This is a genomic window from Stutzerimonas sp. LR2 (assembly GCF_055755175.1).
In genome coordinates this window covers 41,099-55,716 of record NZ_JBVTRR010000007.1, presented here as the reverse complement: position 1 = coordinate 55,716, position 14,618 = coordinate 41,099, and the positions used below count along the sequence as shown (strand labels likewise).

The 14,618-nt window shown below is 63.0% G+C and carries 16 protein-coding genes; 3 read left to right on the top strand and 13 right to left on the bottom strand.

The window, feature by feature from the left end; genetic code table 11:
• Positions 1-7: 7 nt before the first annotated feature.
• The 7 genes from ACVRRC_RS21060 to ACVRRC_RS21030 all read right to left on the bottom strand — a co-directional run bounded on the left by ACVRRC_RS21060 (position 8) and on the right by ACVRRC_RS21030 (position 4,363).
• On the bottom strand, positions 8-469 hold the full coding sequence (locus ACVRRC_RS21060; RefSeq protein WP_011912895.1) for a DUF2489 domain-containing protein: 462 nt from the start codon (positions 467-469) through the stop codon (positions 8-10).
• A 7-nt stretch (positions 470-476) separates the two neighbouring features.
• A complete protein-coding gene (locus ACVRRC_RS21055; RefSeq protein ID WP_013982487.1) occupies positions 477-665 on the bottom strand; it encodes an SEC-C metal-binding domain-containing protein in 189 nt (62 codons plus the stop codon).
• A 7-nt stretch (positions 666-672) separates the two neighbouring features.
• On the bottom strand, positions 673-1,170 hold the full coding sequence (locus ACVRRC_RS21050) for an LEA/WHy family protein (RefSeq protein ID WP_011912894.1): 498 nt from the start codon (positions 1,168-1,170) through the stop codon (positions 673-675).
• A gap of 146 nt (positions 1,171-1,316) precedes the next feature.
• Positions 1,317-2,054: an S-methyl-5'-thioinosine phosphorylase gene (locus ACVRRC_RS21045; RefSeq protein WP_049324835.1), complete on the bottom strand. Its 738-nt coding sequence runs from the start codon at positions 2,052-2,054 to the stop codon at positions 1,317-1,319.
• 24 nt (positions 2,055-2,078) lie between these two features.
• On the bottom strand, positions 2,079-3,077 hold the full coding sequence (nagZ, locus tag ACVRRC_RS21040) for a beta-N-acetylhexosaminidase (protein WP_472997475.1): 999 nt from the start codon (positions 3,075-3,077) through the stop codon (positions 2,079-2,081).
• 14 nt (positions 3,078-3,091) lie between these two features.
• Positions 3,092-3,616 (bottom strand): L,D-transpeptidase, encoded by a 525-nt coding sequence (locus ACVRRC_RS21035; RefSeq protein ID WP_061373453.1) that lies wholly within the window; start codon positions 3,614-3,616, stop codon positions 3,092-3,094.
• A gap of 39 nt (positions 3,617-3,655) precedes the next feature.
• Positions 3,656-4,363 carry a TetR/AcrR family transcriptional regulator gene (locus ACVRRC_RS21030; RefSeq protein ID WP_011912890.1) on the bottom strand — a complete coding sequence of 236 codons (708 nt, stop codon included), beginning with the start codon at positions 4,361-4,363 and terminating at the stop codon, positions 3,656-3,658.
• A gap of 200 nt (positions 4,364-4,563) precedes the next feature.
• Between ACVRRC_RS21030 and lexA the strand changes: the two genes are divergently transcribed.
• Positions 4,564-5,172, top strand: a complete 609-nt coding sequence (gene lexA / locus ACVRRC_RS21025; RefSeq protein ID WP_014596417.1) for a transcriptional repressor LexA — start codon at positions 4,564-4,566, stop codon at positions 5,170-5,172.
• Positions 5,173-5,182: 10 nt separating this feature from the next.
• Positions 5,183-5,662 carry an SOS-induced cell division inhibitor SulA gene (gene sulA / locus ACVRRC_RS21020; RefSeq protein WP_011912888.1) on the top strand — a complete coding sequence of 160 codons (480 nt, stop codon included), beginning with the start codon at positions 5,183-5,185 and terminating at the stop codon, positions 5,660-5,662.
• A gap of 66 nt (positions 5,663-5,728) precedes the next feature.
• Here the strand turns inward: sulA and ACVRRC_RS21015 are convergent, their stop codons facing one another.
• Positions 5,729-5,965: a hypothetical protein gene (locus tag ACVRRC_RS21015; protein WP_011912887.1), complete on the bottom strand. Its 237-nt coding sequence runs from the start codon at positions 5,963-5,965 to the stop codon at positions 5,729-5,731.
• Positions 5,966-6,170: 205 nt separating this feature from the next.
• Between ACVRRC_RS21015 and ACVRRC_RS21010 the strand changes: the two genes are divergently transcribed.
• Positions 6,171-7,010, top strand: a complete 840-nt coding sequence (locus ACVRRC_RS21010; RefSeq protein ID WP_011912886.1) for a DMT family transporter — start codon at positions 6,171-6,173, stop codon at positions 7,008-7,010.
• Positions 7,011-7,024: 14 nt separating this feature from the next.
• On the opposite strand, the gene ACVRRC_RS21005 is transcribed toward ACVRRC_RS21010, so the two are convergent.
• The 5 genes from ACVRRC_RS21005 to fadB form a co-directional block, all read right to left on the bottom strand.
• Complete coding sequence (locus ACVRRC_RS21005) at positions 7,025-7,543, bottom strand: DUF6586 family protein (RefSeq protein WP_011912885.1); 519 nt, start codon at positions 7,541-7,543, stop codon at positions 7,025-7,027.
• Positions 7,544-7,678: 135 nt separating this feature from the next.
• Positions 7,679-10,282, bottom strand: coding sequence for a type I DNA topoisomerase (gene topA, locus ACVRRC_RS21000; RefSeq protein ID WP_125460479.1), 2,604 nt, complete (start codon positions 10,280-10,282; stop codon positions 7,679-7,681).
• A 285-nt stretch (positions 10,283-10,567) separates the two neighbouring features.
• Positions 10,568-10,801 carry a DUF1653 domain-containing protein gene (locus ACVRRC_RS20995; protein WP_256517170.1) on the bottom strand — a complete coding sequence of 78 codons (234 nt, stop codon included), beginning with the start codon at positions 10,799-10,801 and terminating at the stop codon, positions 10,568-10,570.
• Between the two features lie 134 nt (positions 10,802-10,935).
• A complete protein-coding gene (fadA, locus tag ACVRRC_RS20990; RefSeq protein ID WP_472997474.1) occupies positions 10,936-12,111 on the bottom strand; it encodes an acetyl-CoA C-acyltransferase FadA in 1,176 nt (391 codons plus the stop codon).
• Positions 12,112-12,129: 18 nt separating this feature from the next.
• Positions 12,130-14,277 carry a fatty acid oxidation complex subunit alpha FadB gene (gene fadB / locus ACVRRC_RS20985; RefSeq protein ID WP_011912881.1) on the bottom strand — a complete coding sequence of 716 codons (2,148 nt, stop codon included), beginning with the start codon at positions 14,275-14,277 and terminating at the stop codon, positions 12,130-12,132.
• Between the last annotated feature and the right edge of the window lie 341 nt (positions 14,278-14,618).

Below are 14,618 nucleotides of genomic sequence, written 5' to 3'. Positions count from 1 at the left end.
AGGTCGGTCAGGCCGCGTCGCGCGATTTTGGCAGAGCCTCGTCGAGCAGCCAACGGGCCGAGCGGCGCGCCTCTGCCTTGTGCCGCAGTTCCAGCGCGCTGAACTGCGCTTCGTGGCGACGGCGCTCGCTCTTGTCCAGGGCCTTCCAGGCGGCATGGGTCGGCACCTGTTCGGTGGCCTCGAACAACTGCTGGAACACCTGACAGCGCGGATGTTGCCCGAGCTCGGCGTCGTAATTGTCGAGCAGCACCTTGATGCGGATGGCGCCCTCGATGAGCGGCAGCTGCTCGTCCAGCAGACAGCTGGCGAGAATCCGCAGATCCTCCGCCAGCGCCGTCTGCTGTTTTTCCTTCAGCTCGGCTTGCTGCCGTTCATTGCGCCAGACACGGCGCCAGAGATACAGCGCATAGCCCGCCAGCGCGGCGATCAGCAGCGTGGCGGCGGCGAACAGGCTCATGGAAAGTGTCATGACAGGCTCAGGCGCCGTGGCACTTCTTGTATTTCTTCTGGCTGCCGCAAGGGCACGGGTCGTTGCGTCCGACGTCCTTCAGCGGATTACGCACCGGCTCGTGGCCATGATTGCAATGCGGACCGTGAACGTGGTGATGGTCATGGTCGTGATCGTGGTTGCAGTCGGGACCATGCACATGGGGCTCGTGACTCATCTGGGTACTACTCCGGAATAAAGTTGCCCGGGATTATCTCGCCATTGCTGGAAATGTGCACGCGTCGCCCGGCCATCAGCCCGGTCTTGAGCTCGCCGGCCAGTCGGTAGTTGATTGGTCGATCCGGTTTTTCCAGCAGCCGCACGATGTACTTCATATGCCGCCACAGGTTGGTATGCACCGGCACTTCGTAATATTCGAAACTGTTGGCGGGAACGGTCAGCCAACCGCTGGACTCGCCGCTGGCCAGCTCCACGTCGTTGAGATGGACGGTATAGATGAGGCCGCGTACAGGCAGGCTGCGATCGTTGGGGTTGTCGATGCGAAAACGCAGCATGAACTGCTGTTCCAGCAGCCGCGCCTTGATGATATCGACCTTGGTGAGTTCGACTTTCGGGTCCTTGAAGTTACCCGAGAACCAGGTCGAACAACCGGCCATGCCGCCAAGCAGCGTCAGCAACACGACCGTTCTTAGAATTCTTATTGTGTGTGCCTGGCAAGACATTCCGGTACTCCAAAGGACGGCCAAGTGTAGCAAGCAGCATCTTCACCGCAATGGGGTGCCGCCGCAAAAATACCAGTCTCAGGCCGCATTATGACAACGTCGTGGCAGGCAGCCGCCCGGACCGCGCGCACCGGCCTGAAGAGCAGTCAACCGGCCAACATCCGCGCCAGGACCAGTCGGGCCTTGCCGATGCCCGCAGCGAGCGCCGCCTCGATCTGCGCCATGGTGATCACCCCGCTCGCCTTGCCCGCAGCCGGATTGACCACCAGCGCCAGGCAGGCGTACGGCAGTTCCAGCTCGCGGGCTAGAGCCGCCTCGGGCATGCCGGTCATGCCCACGATGTCGCATCCGTCGCGCTCCATCCGAACGATTTCCGCCACGGTTTCCAGGCGCGGGCCCTGGGTGCAGCCGTAAACACCGTGACTGCTGAAGGCGAAACCCTCTGCCGCCAGCGCGCCGATCAGCCGTTCGCGCAGCGCTTCGTCGTACGGATAGCTGAAATCGATATGCGTCACATGATCGATGTCACCCTCGAAGAAGGTCTGCTCACGACCATAGGTGTAATCGATGATCTGGTGCGGCACGCAGAAATGCCCGGACCCCATCGCCGCGTGAATGCCACCCACTGCATTGACCGCGAGCACCGCGTCAGCGCCCGCCTGCTTCAATGCCCAGAGGTTGGCGCGATAGTTCACCTGGTGAGGCGGCACACGATGCGGATGGCCGTGCCGCGCAAGGAACAGCACCTCGCGACCGCCATACTCGCCCCGCAGGATTTCCGCAGAGGGACGTCCATAGGGCGTATCGATCAGCTGTGCGCGGTGCAGCTTGAAGCCGGTCAACTGGGTCAGGCCGGTGCCGCCGATGATGGCATGGACAGTCATGGGGATTCCTTGAAAAGAGAACGATCAGTCAATCAGATCGGCAGCCTTCAGCGCGCCGATGGCGTCCAGCCAGCGAGGGTTCTGCTTGTAGTCCGCCGGGCAACCCGCCCGGCCACGCATTCCCGCCAGCGCGGTCGACGGCGTGACCTTCAAGCGCTGCAGCGCAGTCAGCGCCAGCTCTGCGGCCGCACGATCGTTGCAGACCAGCCCCATGTCGCAACCAGCGCCCAGAGCGGATTCGATCCGCTGCGCCGCGTCGCCTGCGACATGCGCTCCGGCCATCGAGAGATCGTCGCTGAAGATCACGCCTTTGAAGCCCAGCTCGTTGCGCAGGATGTCCTGCAACCAGCGCCGGGAAAAACCGGCGGGCTGCTCGTCGACCTGAGGATAGATGACATGCGCCGGCATGATCGCATCGAGCGTGCCACTCAGCGCCATAAAGGGAATCAGATCACAGCGGCGCAGCTCGTCGAGGCTGCGCTCATCCACCGGTATCGCGACATGCGAATCGGCCTCAGCCCAGCCGTGCCCGGGGAAGTGCTTGCCAGTGGCGGCCATGCCGGCGGCATGCATGCCGCGAATAAAGGCGTCGATCAGCGTCACCGCGACCTGCGGTTCACCCTCGAAGGCGCGCGCACCTACCACCGCGCTGCGCTGATGATCCAGATCGAGAACCGGCGCGAAGCTGAAATCCAGGCCCACCGCAAGCACCTCGCTGGCCATGACCCAGCCACAGGCTTCGGCCAGCCTGGGAGCGTCGGTGCAACGCGCTAGTTCGCGCATCGCCGGAAGCCGTACGAAACCCTGGCGCAGCCGCTGCACGCGGCCGCCTTCCTGATCCACCGCCAGCAGCAGATCGGGGCGCACGGCGCGGATCGCACGGCACAGTTCCTCCACTTGTCGCGGACACTCGATATTGCGAGCGAAAAGAATGAGCCCACCCACTTCGGGTTGGCGCAGCAGGTGCCGATCCTCGGCAGTCAGCCAGGTACCGGCGATGTCCAGCATCAATGAACCGTGCATACAGACGCAGATCCTTATTCGAGTTCAGCGGCAACCCAGTTCGGGCAAGGTGCCTCGGTGATGCGCACCTGACAGTGAGGCGGCACCCTGGGAAAAAGTTGCAGCAGATCGGCATTGCGCATACGCACGCAACCGTGGGAAAGCGGCACACTCATAGGTTCGCAATCGGGCGTGCCGTGGATGTAGATGTAGCGGCGGAAGGTGTCGACCTGCCCCATCCGGTTGACGCCCGGCTCGCAACCGCTGAGCCAGAGGATGCGGGTCAGGATCCAGTCGCGCCCGGGAAACGCCGCATGCAGCTCGGGCGTCCAGATTTCACCGGTCCAGCGGCGCCCGCGCAACACCGCCCCTTCGGGCAGGCCATCACCGATGCGCGCACGCACCTGATGCACGCCGCGCGGCGTACAGCCGGAACCATTCTGTTCGCCGACACCGTTACGAGCGGTGGACACCGGAAAGCGCAGACGCAGCTGCCCGCCGGCAAAGCCGTAAAGCTGCTGGTCAGCGATGGAGATATGCAGAAGATCGAGAAAGGCCATGGGCGGCTAGCTTAGCCGATCACCCGGCAGGCTTGTAGCTCAAGCCTTCGCCGGGATGGCCACGGCGTTGCGCCGCGCGATCGGTTGCGCCGCCGCCAGGGTATTGTCATCGATACCGCTGTCGGCACGCATGCCGGCGGCCAGGAACGGCACCATCATGCGCATCACCTGCTCGATGGAAGTCCGAACGCCGAAATCGTTCTCGGAGATCGCACGCAGCGCCTTGATACCGGACATGCTGAATGCCGCAGCCCCGAGCATGAAGTGCACGCGCCAGAACAGCTCGATGGGCGGAATGGCCGGCGCGGCGTCGTGAACCTTGAGCATGTAACGACGGAACACCTTGCCGTACATGTCTTCCAGGTAGCGCCGCAGGTGGCCCTGGCTCTGACTGAAGGACAAGCCCAGCAGGCGCATGAAGATCGACAGGTCGTCGCCGCTACGCGGCTTGACCGCCAATGCCTGCTCCACGAGGATTTCCAGGAGCTCCTCGAGCGTGTCCTTCTTGTCGGTGAGCGCCTCGCGGCGATCCAGCTCACGCTCCAGGCTGGCACAGAACGGCCCGAGGAAACGCGAGAACACCGCCTGGATGAGCGCCTTCTTCGAACCGAAGTGATAGTTGACCGCCGCGAGGTTGACCCCAGCCTTGCTGGTGATCAGACGAAGCGAGGTCTCGGCGAAGCCTTTTTCCGCGAACAGCTGTTCCGCTGCATCAAGAATGCGCTCAACTGTTTCCGACTGCGCCATGCCCCCTCCGAAAGACAAACAACTGTTTGAAACTTACGTTTCACCGACCGGCAAGTCAACCACGAAACGCCGCGTGGCACTAGCGTCATTGTCGCAGACGCACTGCCCAGCCCGCCGGCTGACCCGACATGAAACATTCATTGCCAAGGCCGGATCACTGTATATAATCCCAGTCACTGTATAAAAGAACAGAGACCGACATGATCAAGCTGACGCCTCGCCAGACGGAAATTCTCGCCTTCATCAAGCGCTGCCTGGAAGACAACGGTTATCCGCCAACCCGCGCGGAGATCGCTCAGGAGCTCGGCTTCAAGTCGCCCAATGCCGCGGAGGAGCACCTCAAGGCGCTCGCCCGCAAAGGCGCCATCGAGATGACGCCCGGCGCCTCCCGCGGGATACGTATTCCCGACTTCGAGCCCGCACCTGCCGAAACCGGCTTGCCCATCATCGGCCGCGTCGCTGCTGGCGCACCGATACTGGCCCAGCAGCATGTCGAGGAATCCTGCCAGATCAGCCCCGCCTTTTTCCATCCGCGCGCCGATTATCTGCTGCGTGTGCACGGCATGAGCATGAAGGACATCGGCATTTACGACGGTGACCTGCTGGCCGTGCACACCACCCGTGAGGCCCGCAACGGCCAGATCGTGGTGGCGCGGGTCGGCGATGAGGTGACCGTCAAGCGTTTCAAGCGCGACGGCAAGAAGGTCTGGCTGCTGGCGGAGAACCCGGAATTCGCCCCCATCGAAGTCGACCTCGAACATCAGGAATTGGTTATCGAAGGCTTGAGTGTCGGCGTCATACGCCGCTGAGGAGAAGGTTATGCAGTACCAGACCAGCACTTCCCGGCCCCAACTATCGCTGTTCGACGGTGTCATCGCACAAAGCCTGGCACCTTTCGGCAGCCTTGCACCGCGCAGCAAACCCGAGCAGGAGAAAAAGGATCACCTGAGCGAGTTGAGCCTCAGCGGCAGCAGTCAGCACTGCCATCTGCTGCTCACGCCGATCCTGCGCGAACTCGGCGACGCGACGGACAGCCGCTGGCTGACACTGATCGCGCCGCCCGCCTTCCTTTCACAGAGCTTCCTGCGCAAGTGCGGCCTGAACCGCGAGCGCATCATCCTGCTGCAACCACGCAACGCGGAAGGCGCGCTGGAACTCGCGTGCAAGGCGCTGGCGTCCGGCTGCAGCCATACCGTCATCAGCTGGCTCGGCCAGATCGACGACGCGACACGCAGCAAGCTGCGCAACGCCGCCAGCCTGGGCGGGGCGCAGAGCCTGAACATTCGTCTGGGTTGTTGAGTGGCGGCGGGCACAAGGACGTGCTGCCTGTTGTGAAGTGAAGGCCGAGCCCCGGAGCAGCTGCGCTCAGTGCAGAACGCGCGGCTCGTCTGCATCGTGGTCGAAATCGCCTTCTGTCATCCGACCCGCCATCTGAACGCCAACATTAAACATCGCCTTGGCAATCTCCACATGCTGCCCCTGCAGGAAGAGCTTGGCGTCGTCGGAAAAGTCGAGCGTGACCAACACCTCTTCGTCCTCGGCACGACGAAGCACGATGCGCCCGTCTGGTAGCTCGACGATTTCCAGAAAAGATGTAGGCATGGATCAGCTCCGCGTGAAAGGCCGCCATTGTAGCAGCCGGTCGCCGTCGCGGCAGCCTTTGGCGCTTCAGGCCACCAGTCCGGCGCGCTGCTGGGCGCACACCTCGTGCGTTGCGCCCCGAAAATGACGTGCCCAAGGCGGATCGGCAACGTAGCATGCGCTGAAAAAAGCGCGCGCATCTCTGCGCCGGGACAAGGAATCGTGCATGACCACCCGCACCTTGCTGCTCACCGCTCTGGCCATGCTGGCGTTCGCCGGCAACTCGATCCTCTGTCGGATCGCGCTGCGGGACACCGCCATCGATCCAGCCAGCTTCACCGGCCTGCGGATAGTCGCCGGAGCGCTCACTCTATGGCTGCTGTTGCGCGTCGACAGGGCCGACCAGCCCCTAGGGGGTGACTGGGTCGGTGCCATGGCGCTGTTCGTCTACGCGGCCTGTTTTTCCTTTGCCTATATCGACCTGGACGCTGGCGCCGGCGCACTGCTGCTGTTCGGTGCCGTACAGCTGAGCATGCTTGCCTGGGGCTTGCTGAGAGGCGAGCGTTTCAGCGCCGGGCAGCTCGCCGGCCTGCTGCTGGCGGTCAGTGGATTGGTGATCCTGCTGCTCCCGGGGAGCAGCACCCCGCCCTTGGATGGCGCTTTGCTGATGATCCTGTCCGGCATCGCCTGGGGCGTCTATTCGCTCCGTGGACGTGGTGCAGCCACACCGCTTGCAGCCACTGCGGGTAATTTTCTCCGGGCGGTTCCATTGGCGGCGGTGCTCTGCCTGCTTTCGCTGGGCCAGCAGACGTGGGATTGGCCGGGCGTGGCCTACGCGCTGCTTTCCGGGGCGCTGACGTCAGGGGTCGGCTATGCCATCTGGTACGCCGCCCTGCCCGGTCTGGCGGCGATACAGGCCGCCAGCGTGCAACTCAGCGTTCCGCTACTGGCGGCCATTGCCGGTGCCGTGCTGCTGGGCGAAGCGATGACCACAACGCTACTGTTGGCCGGCACCGCGATTCTGGGCGGCATCGCCCTGGTCCTGCGCATCAGGCATCGCCATTAGCCCGGCGTCGCCGGTTACCACTCAGTGAGCGATTCGCGAAAGCGCAGCGCCAGCCCCTTGAGGTTCTGCCGCCACGCTTCCAGCTCGGCGCGGGTCAGCGGCGGAGTCTCGTCCTCGACGGTGACCGCCTCGATCAATGGCTGCCGCGGATCGGTCTTGGCCTTGGCCGGGGCGCGCGGCGGCTGGAACAGCTGACGATAGGCGGCCAGCAACTGCCCGAGCCAGGTACTCGGCTGTTCCGACAGTTCCAGCAGCTCGGCGAGCTCCGGACTCGGCGCGGCCTCTAGAACGCTGCGCGTCAGGAACGCCTCCACCACCGGCGCATCGGCGCCCGGCGAGCGATAGTAGCCGGCGATCTCGTGGCAAAGGCCGAGCAACGCGCCGTACAGGTGAAACAGACACGCCTCGCGCTCGGCCTGGATAAGCCCCTGAGAGTTCATCGAGGCAGTCTCTTCGGCCTTGCGCCAGCTTTCCAGCGAGAGGCCTGCAAAGAAGATCTTCTGGTTGGTACGGGTGTAGAGCTCGTGAGCCATGGCATGCTCTCCGGAAGAGAATGTGCAGAGAATGGACCTTCGACGAACGCCGCACCAGAGCGAACGACGAACAGACGGCGTGGGCGTGAGGCAATCAACCCGACCGACTCGCCTGGCGAGTCGGTCGAGCCAGGATCAGCGCTTGTCTTCGACCTGCCACTTGCCGCCGTCGTAGAACGCCTTCCAGCCGGTGGGCTTGCCATCCACTTCGCTCTGCACGTACTGCTCCTTGGTCTTGCGGCTGAAGCGGATCACCGCCGGGCGGCCGTCCGGGTCCTGCTGCGGTGCCTGGAGCAGGAAGTGGTACTTGGGATCGATCTCGTCCTTGTGGGGAATCAGCTCTCGCACCAACGGCGCGCGGGTCTCGCGATTCTTCGGGAACTGGCTGGCAGCCAGGAACAACCCGGAAGCGCCATCGCGCAGTACGTAGGTATCGTCGACCTTCTCGCACTTGAGCTCCGGCATCTTCACCGCATCCATCTTCGGCGGCGCCGGCTCGCCATTCTTCAGCAGCTTGCGGGTGTTCTTGCATTCGGCATTGGTGCAGCCGAAGAACTTGCCGAAACGACCGGTCTTGAGCTGCATCTCGCTGCCGCACTTGTCGCATTCCAGGCTTGGCCCCTCGTACCCCTTGATACGGTACTGACCTTCCTCGATCTCGTAGCCGGAGCAGTCCGGGTTGTTGCCGCAGATGTGCAGCTTGTGCGTCTCGTCGAGCAGGTAGGCATCCATCGCGGTGCTGCAGATCGGGCAGCGATGCTTGCCCAGCAGCACGCGGGATTCGGACTCACCCTCGTCATCCGCGGCGATCTCGTCACCCGGAATGAGGTTCACCGTGGACTTGCAGCGCTCCTTCGGCGGCAGGCTGTAGCCGGAACAACCAAGGAACACGCCGGTGGACGCGGTGCGGATCATCATCGGCCGGCCGCAGACCTTGCACGGGATGTCCGTCAGGGTCGGCTGGTTGGCACGCATGCCATTCTCGCTGGACTCGGCGACCTCGAGCTTCTTGCGGAAATCACCGTAGAACTCGTCCAGCACATGCTTCCAGTCGCGCTCGCCCTGGGCGACGTCGTCCAGATGCTCTTCCATGCCAGCGGTGAAGCCATAGTCCATCAGGTTGTTGAAACTCTCGGAGAGGCGTTCGGTGACGATGTCGCCCATCTTTTCCGAGTAGAAACGGCGATTGTGCAGCGAGACGTAGCCCCGATCCTGGATGGTGGAAATGATCGCCGCATAGGTGGATGGCCGGCCGATGCCGCGCTTCTCCATCTCCTTGACCAGACTGGCTTCGGAATAGCGGGCCGGCGGCTTGGTGAAGTGCTGGCTCGGGTCGAGCTTGAGCAGCTTCATGGCGTCGCCCTTGCTCATTTCCGGCAGCACGTCGTCCTCGCCAGCCTTGCTCTGCTGCGGCATGACCTTGGTGTAGCCGTCGAACTTGAGGATGCGCCCCTTGGCACGCAGCTCGAAGTCACCGGCCTCGACCGTCACGCTGGTGGACAGGTACTGCGCCGGCGGCATCTGGCAGGCGACGAATTGGCGCCAGATCAGCTCATACAGGCGCTCGGCATCGCGCTCCATGCCGGACAGCTGGTTCGGCCGCAGGTTGACATCGGACGGGCGAATCGCCTCGTGCGCTTCCTGGGCGCCCTCCTTGCTCGAATACAGGTTCGGCTTTTCGGGCAGGTACTTGTTACCGAACTCGCCTTCGATGAAACCGCGCACCATGCTGATGGCGTCGGCCGACAGGTTGGTCGAGTCGGTACGCATGTAGGTGATGTAACCGGCTTCGTACAAGCGCTGGGCCATCATCATGGTCTTCTTCACGCCGAAGCCGAGGCGATTGCTCGCCGCCTGCTGCAGGGTCGAGGTGATGAAGGGCGCCGAAGGCTTGCTGCTGGTCGGCTTGTCCTCACGCTTGGTCACGCTGTAGCTGGCGCCCTTGAGCTTCTCCAGCGCAGCATTGGCCTGCGCCTCGTTCAGCGGCTTGAACGCCTCGCCCTTCTCGCGGGCGACTTCGAAGCGCACCTTGGCCTGCTGGGCAGTCGCCAGGTCGGCATGAACTTCCCAGTATTCTTCCGGGACGAAGGCGCGGATCTCGCGCTCGCGCTCGACCACCAGTTTCACCGCCACCGACTGCACGCGACCGGCAGACAGGCCGCGGGCGATCTTCGCCCAGAGCAGCGGCGAAACCATGTAGCCAACCACCCGATCGAGGAAGCGCCGCGCCTGCTGGGCGTTGACGCGATTCAGATCGAGCTCGCCCGGTTGGGAAAAGGCCTCCTGAATCGCCTTCTTGGTGATCTCGTTGAACACCACGCGCTTGTAACGGCTGTCATCGCCACCGATGGATTCACGCAGGTGCCAGGCGATGGCCTCCCCTTCTCTATCCAAGTCGGTCGCGAGATAGATGGTGTCGGCTTCCTTGGCCAGGCGGCGCAGCTCCTCGATGACCTTTTCCTTGCCGGGCAGGATCTCGTACTTGGCCTTCCAGCCATGTTCCGGATCGACGCCCATGCGCGCGATCAGTTGACGCTTGGCCTTCTCCTTGGGCGACAGCGCAGGCGCTTCGGCCGCCGCAGCCTTGCCGCGCTTGACCGGCTCCTTGTTGGCCGAGCCGCTGGTGGGAAGGTCGCGGATGTGGCCGATACTCGACTTCACCACGTACTGGTTGCCCAAATACTTGTTGATTGTCTTGGCCTTGGCCGGTGATTCCACGATGACCAGCGATTTACCCATGGAGAGGAGAGTTCCTGAATCTAGAGGTGAACAGAGGCGGCGCCTCCGGCAGTTTGAATACCCGTGCCGTCGGTAATCGGCAAGGCATCAGCGAACGTTCGTGCGCGTTTTGCGAACGGGGCGGCTCTGCAGGATATTCCTGCTCGGCTCGGCCTGGCGCGGACCAGAGCGACGATTCGAGGCCATGAACCGGACGCCGGGGTTAGCGCTCTGTCTAAAAAGCACCGCTATATATAGTGGCGATGGAGCTGAGGTCAAGCGCGGCACTGGTAGCCCTGTGCCAGCTCAATCCCGAAAAACGCTGGGCTCGGCTTCGATCAGCGCGAACCTCGGCACCGTTTCACCGTTGACCTCGACCGTCTCGGTAAACATCGACAGTGGCCGCACCCAGAGTCCGCGCTCGCCATACAGCGCCTGGTAGAACACCACCAGCTCCTCCGTCTCGGAGTGCCGGGCCACGGCGAATACGCGATACTCCGGCCCCTTGTAATGGCGATAACGCCCCGGCTGCAACTGCATGCCTACCTCCACACAAATACAAAAAAGAAAAACCGGGGCACCAGGCCCCGGCTTCCATGCACCGGCTGACAATCATATTCCCGCTCAGTCGCGAGATTGGCTGTCAGCCTAGCGCAGTCATTTGCATCTGTCTGTTAGACGCGTTCGAAGACCGTACTGATCCCCTGGCCCAGACCGATACACATGGTGGCGACACCGAGCGTACCGTTGTTCTGCTTCATCACGTTCAGCAGGGTGCCGGAGATACGCGCACCGGAGCAGCCGAACGGGTGACCCAGGGCGATGGCACCGCCGTGCAGGTTGACCTTCTCTTCCATCTTGTCGAGCAACTTGAGGTCCTTGAGCACCGGCAGGGCCTGTGCGGCGAAGGCTTCGTTCAGCTCGACGTGGCTGATGTCGTCCATGGTCAGACCGGCACGCTTGAGGGCCTTCTGGGTCGACGGAACCGGGCCGTAACCCATGATCGCCGGGTCCACGCCCGCCAGTGCCATGGCACGAACCACGGCCATCGGCTGCAAGCCGAGGTCCTTGGCGCGTTGGGCCGACATGACGATCATGCAGGACGCACCGTCGGTGATCTGCGAGGAGGTACCAGCGGTCACGGTGCCGCCCTTCGGGTTGAACGCCGGCTTGAGCTCGGCCAGACCCTCGAGGGTGGTTTCCGGGCGAATGGTCTCATCGTAGTCGAAGACCTTGAGGAAGCCGTTCTCGTCGTGACCTTCCATCGGGATGATCTCGTCCTTGAACTTGCCTTCCTGAGTCGCTTTCCATGCCAGCTGGTGCGAGCGGTAACCGAACTGGTCCTGGGCTTCACGCGTGATGCCGTGCATCTTGCCGAGCATCTCGGCGGTCAGACCCATCATGCCCGACGCCTTGGCCGCGTGCAGCGACAGCTGCGGGTTCGGGTCGACGCCATGCATCATGCTGACGTGGCCCATGTGCTCCACGCCACCGATGACGAACACGTCGCCGTTGTTGGTCTGGATCGCCTGCACGGCGGTGTGCAGCGCGCTCATGGACGAACCACACAGACGGCTCACGGTCTGGCCGGCGCTGGTGTGCGGAATGCGGGTCAGCAGCGACGCCATGCGGGCGATGTTCCAACCCTGCTCGAGGGTCTGGTTCACGCAGCCCCAGATCACGTCCTCGACCTCGGCCGGGTCGATCTTCGGATTGCGCGCCAGCAGGCCGTCGATCAGCTGTGCGGACATAGTCTCGGCGCGGGTGTTACGGTGCATGCCGCCCTTGGAGCGCCCCATCGGGGTGCGACCGAAGTCGACGATGACTGCATCTCTTGGATTCAGGCTCATGAATTCTCTCTCCCTCGATTAACCGTAGAAGCGCTGGCCGTTGGCAGCCATCTCGCGCAGCTTCGCGGTCGGGTGGTACAGCGGGCCCAGGTCGGCGTACTTGTCGGCCATCGCGACGAACTCGGCGACGCCGATCGAATCGATGTAGCGCAGCGCGCCACCACGGAAGGGTGGGAAGCCAATGCCATAGATCAGGCCCATGTCGGCTTCGGCAGCGGTCTCGACGATGCCGTCTTCCAGGCAGCGCACGGTTTCCAGGCACAGCGGGATCATCATGTAGTTGATGATGTCCTCGTCGGACAGCTCGCGCGTCTCGGCGACGATCGGCTTGAGCAGCTCGTAGGCCTGCGGGTCGACGACCTTCTTCGGCTTGCCCTTCTTGTCCATCTCGTAGGCATAGAAGCCCTTGCCGTTCTTCTGACCGAGGCGGTTGGCGTCGTACATGACGTCGACGGCGGTGCGGGTATCGTCCTTCATGCGATCCGGGAAGCCTTCGGCCATCACGTCACGGCCGTGGTGGCCGGTGTCCATGCCGACGACGTCCATCAGATAAGCCGGACCCATGGGCCAGCCGAACTTCTCCATCACCTTGTCGGCACGAACGAAGTCGACACCGTGCGCGATGGCGCGGGCGAAGCCGCCGAAGTACGGGAACAGCACGCGGTTGACCAGGAAGCCCGGGCAGTCGTTGACCACGACCGGGCTCTTGCCCATTTTCTTGGCGTAGGCGACGGTGGTGGCGATGGCGGTTTCGCTGGTCTTCTCGCCGCGGATCACCTCAACCAGCGGCATCATGTGCACCGGGTTGAAGAAGTGCATGCCGCAGAAGTTTTCCGGACGCTTGAGCGCCTGGGCCAGGTAGCTGATGGAAATGGTGGAGGTGTTGGAGGCGATGATCGCGTCCTCGCGTACGTGCCCTTCCACCTCGGCCAGCACGGCGTGCTTGACCTTCGGGTTCTCGACCACGGCTTCCACGACGATGTCGACATTGCCGAAGTCGCCGTAGGACATGGTCGGACGAATCGCGTTGAGCGCCTGCGCCATCTTCTCCGGCGTCAGACGGCCCTTCTCGACACGCTTGCCGAGCAGCTTGGAGGCTTCGTCCAGGCCCATCTGGATACCCTCTTCGCGGATATCCTTCATCAGGATCGGCGTGCCCTTGACGGCTGACTGGTAGGCGATGCCGCCACCCATGATGCCGGCGCCGAGTACGGCTGCCAGTTTCACGTCGCGGGCCTGCTTGTCGTAGGCCTTGGCCTTCTTCTTCAGTTCCTGATCGCTGAGGAACAGGCCGACCAGGCTCTGTGCAACCGAGGTCTTGGCCAGTTTGACGAAGCCGGCGGCCTCGACTTCGATGGCCTTGTCACGGCCGAAGTTGGCGGCTTTCTGGATGGTCTTGATAGCTTCGACCGGAGCCGGATAGTTCGGGCCGGCCTGGCCAGCCACGAAGGCCTTGCTGGTTTCGAAGGCCATCATCTGCTCGATGGCGTTGAGCTTGAGCTTGTCCAGCTTCGGCTGGCGCTTGGCCTTGTAGTCCAGCTCGCCGGAGATGGCGCGCTTGACCAGGTCCAGGGCAGCTTCCTGCAGTTTCTCCGGAGCGACGACGGCATCGACCGCGTGCACCTTGAGGGCGTCTTCGGCACGGTTTTCCTTGCCGGAGGCGATCCACTCGACGGCGTTGTCCACACCGATCAGGCGCGGCAGACGCACAGTACCGCCGAAGCCCGGGTAGATGCCCAGCTTGACTTCCGGCAGGCCGACCTTGGCGGTGGTGGACATGACGCGATAGTCGGCAGCCATGCACATCTCGAAACCGCCACCCAGGGCGATGCCGTTGATGGCGACCACGGTGGGTACGCCCAGGTCTTCGAAATCGCTGAAGATCTTGTTCGCTTCGAGGTTGCCGGCAACCAGCTCTTCATCGGGCAGCTTGAAGTTGTCGACGAATTCGGTGATGTCGGCACCGACGATGAACACATCCTTGCCGCTGGTGACGATCACGCCCTTGACCGAAGCGTCGGCCTTGATGGCATCGACAGCCTGGCGCAGATCGTTGAGAGTGAGGCGATTGAATTTATTGACGGACTCACCCTTGAGGTCGAAATTCAATTCGACGATGCCGCTCTCAAGAGCCTTAACCGTGATGGCTTTACCTTCGTAAATCATCAACTGATCTCCAGGTATGGAAGCTGAACGTTACGTGTCTCACGTCTTCGGCCCTGACTCGACCGCGCCTCACGGCGAACGACACCCACCGACACGATAATCCGGGTGACCGGCATCTGCTCTGGCAAACGCTCGATTCATACGCCCGTTTGATTTGGGTCGGCACACCTTCGGGGAAAAGCGCAGCATTGTCAATCGGCTGCTTTGCCTAACCGAAAGTGACCTGCAAGCGGACATTTCGCGACTACCCGGTCATCATCGACAGCGCCGATCCGCCTGCATTCACCCTATCCATGGCCGCGTTGCTCGGCGGTCGGCCCGGCGGAAACCGTGCCGTACCA

Coding starts and splice junctions, on each gene's coding strand:
- ACVRRC_RS21060 (WP_011912895.1), bottom strand. CDS start 469: ATGACACTTTCCATGAGCCTGTTCGCCGCCGCCACGCTGCTGATCGCC.
- ACVRRC_RS21055 (WP_013982487.1), bottom strand. CDS start 665: ATGAGTCACGAGCCCCATGTGCATGGTCCCGACTGCAACCACGATCAC.
- ACVRRC_RS21050 (WP_011912894.1), bottom strand. CDS start 1,170: ATGTCTTGCCAGGCACACACAATAAGAATTCTAAGAACGGTCGTGTTG.
- ACVRRC_RS21045 (WP_049324835.1), bottom strand. CDS start 2,054: ATGACTGTCCATGCCATCATCGGCGGCACCGGCCTGACCCAGTTGACC.
- nagZ (WP_472997475.1), bottom strand. CDS start 3,077: ATGCACGGTTCATTGATGCTGGACATCGCCGGTACCTGGCTGACTGCC.
- ACVRRC_RS21035 (WP_061373453.1), bottom strand. CDS start 3,616: ATGGCCTTTCTCGATCTTCTGCATATCTCCATCGCTGACCAGCAGCTT.
- ACVRRC_RS21030 (WP_011912890.1), bottom strand. CDS start 4,363: ATGGCGCAGTCGGAAACAGTTGAGCGCATTCTTGATGCAGCGGAACAG.
- lexA (WP_014596417.1), top strand. CDS start 4,564: ATGATCAAGCTGACGCCTCGCCAGACGGAAATTCTCGCCTTCATCAAG.
- sulA (WP_011912888.1), top strand. CDS start 5,183: ATGCAGTACCAGACCAGCACTTCCCGGCCCCAACTATCGCTGTTCGAC.
- ACVRRC_RS21015 (WP_011912887.1), bottom strand. CDS start 5,965: ATGCCTACATCTTTTCTGGAAATCGTCGAGCTACCAGACGGGCGCATC.
- ACVRRC_RS21010 (WP_011912886.1), top strand. CDS start 6,171: ATGACCACCCGCACCTTGCTGCTCACCGCTCTGGCCATGCTGGCGTTC.
- ACVRRC_RS21005 (WP_011912885.1), bottom strand. CDS start 7,543: ATGGCTCACGAGCTCTACACCCGTACCAACCAGAAGATCTTCTTTGCA.
- topA (WP_125460479.1), bottom strand. CDS start 10,282: ATGGGTAAATCGCTGGTCATCGTGGAATCACCGGCCAAGGCCAAGACA.
- ACVRRC_RS20995 (WP_256517170.1), bottom strand. CDS start 10,801: ATGCAGTTGCAGCCGGGGCGTTATCGCCATTACAAGGGGCCGGAGTAT.
- fadA (WP_472997474.1), bottom strand. CDS start 12,111: ATGAGCCTGAATCCAAGAGATGCAGTCATCGTCGACTTCGGTCGCACC.
- fadB (WP_011912881.1), bottom strand. CDS start 14,277: ATGATTTACGAAGGTAAAGCCATCACGGTTAAGGCTCTTGAGAGCGGC.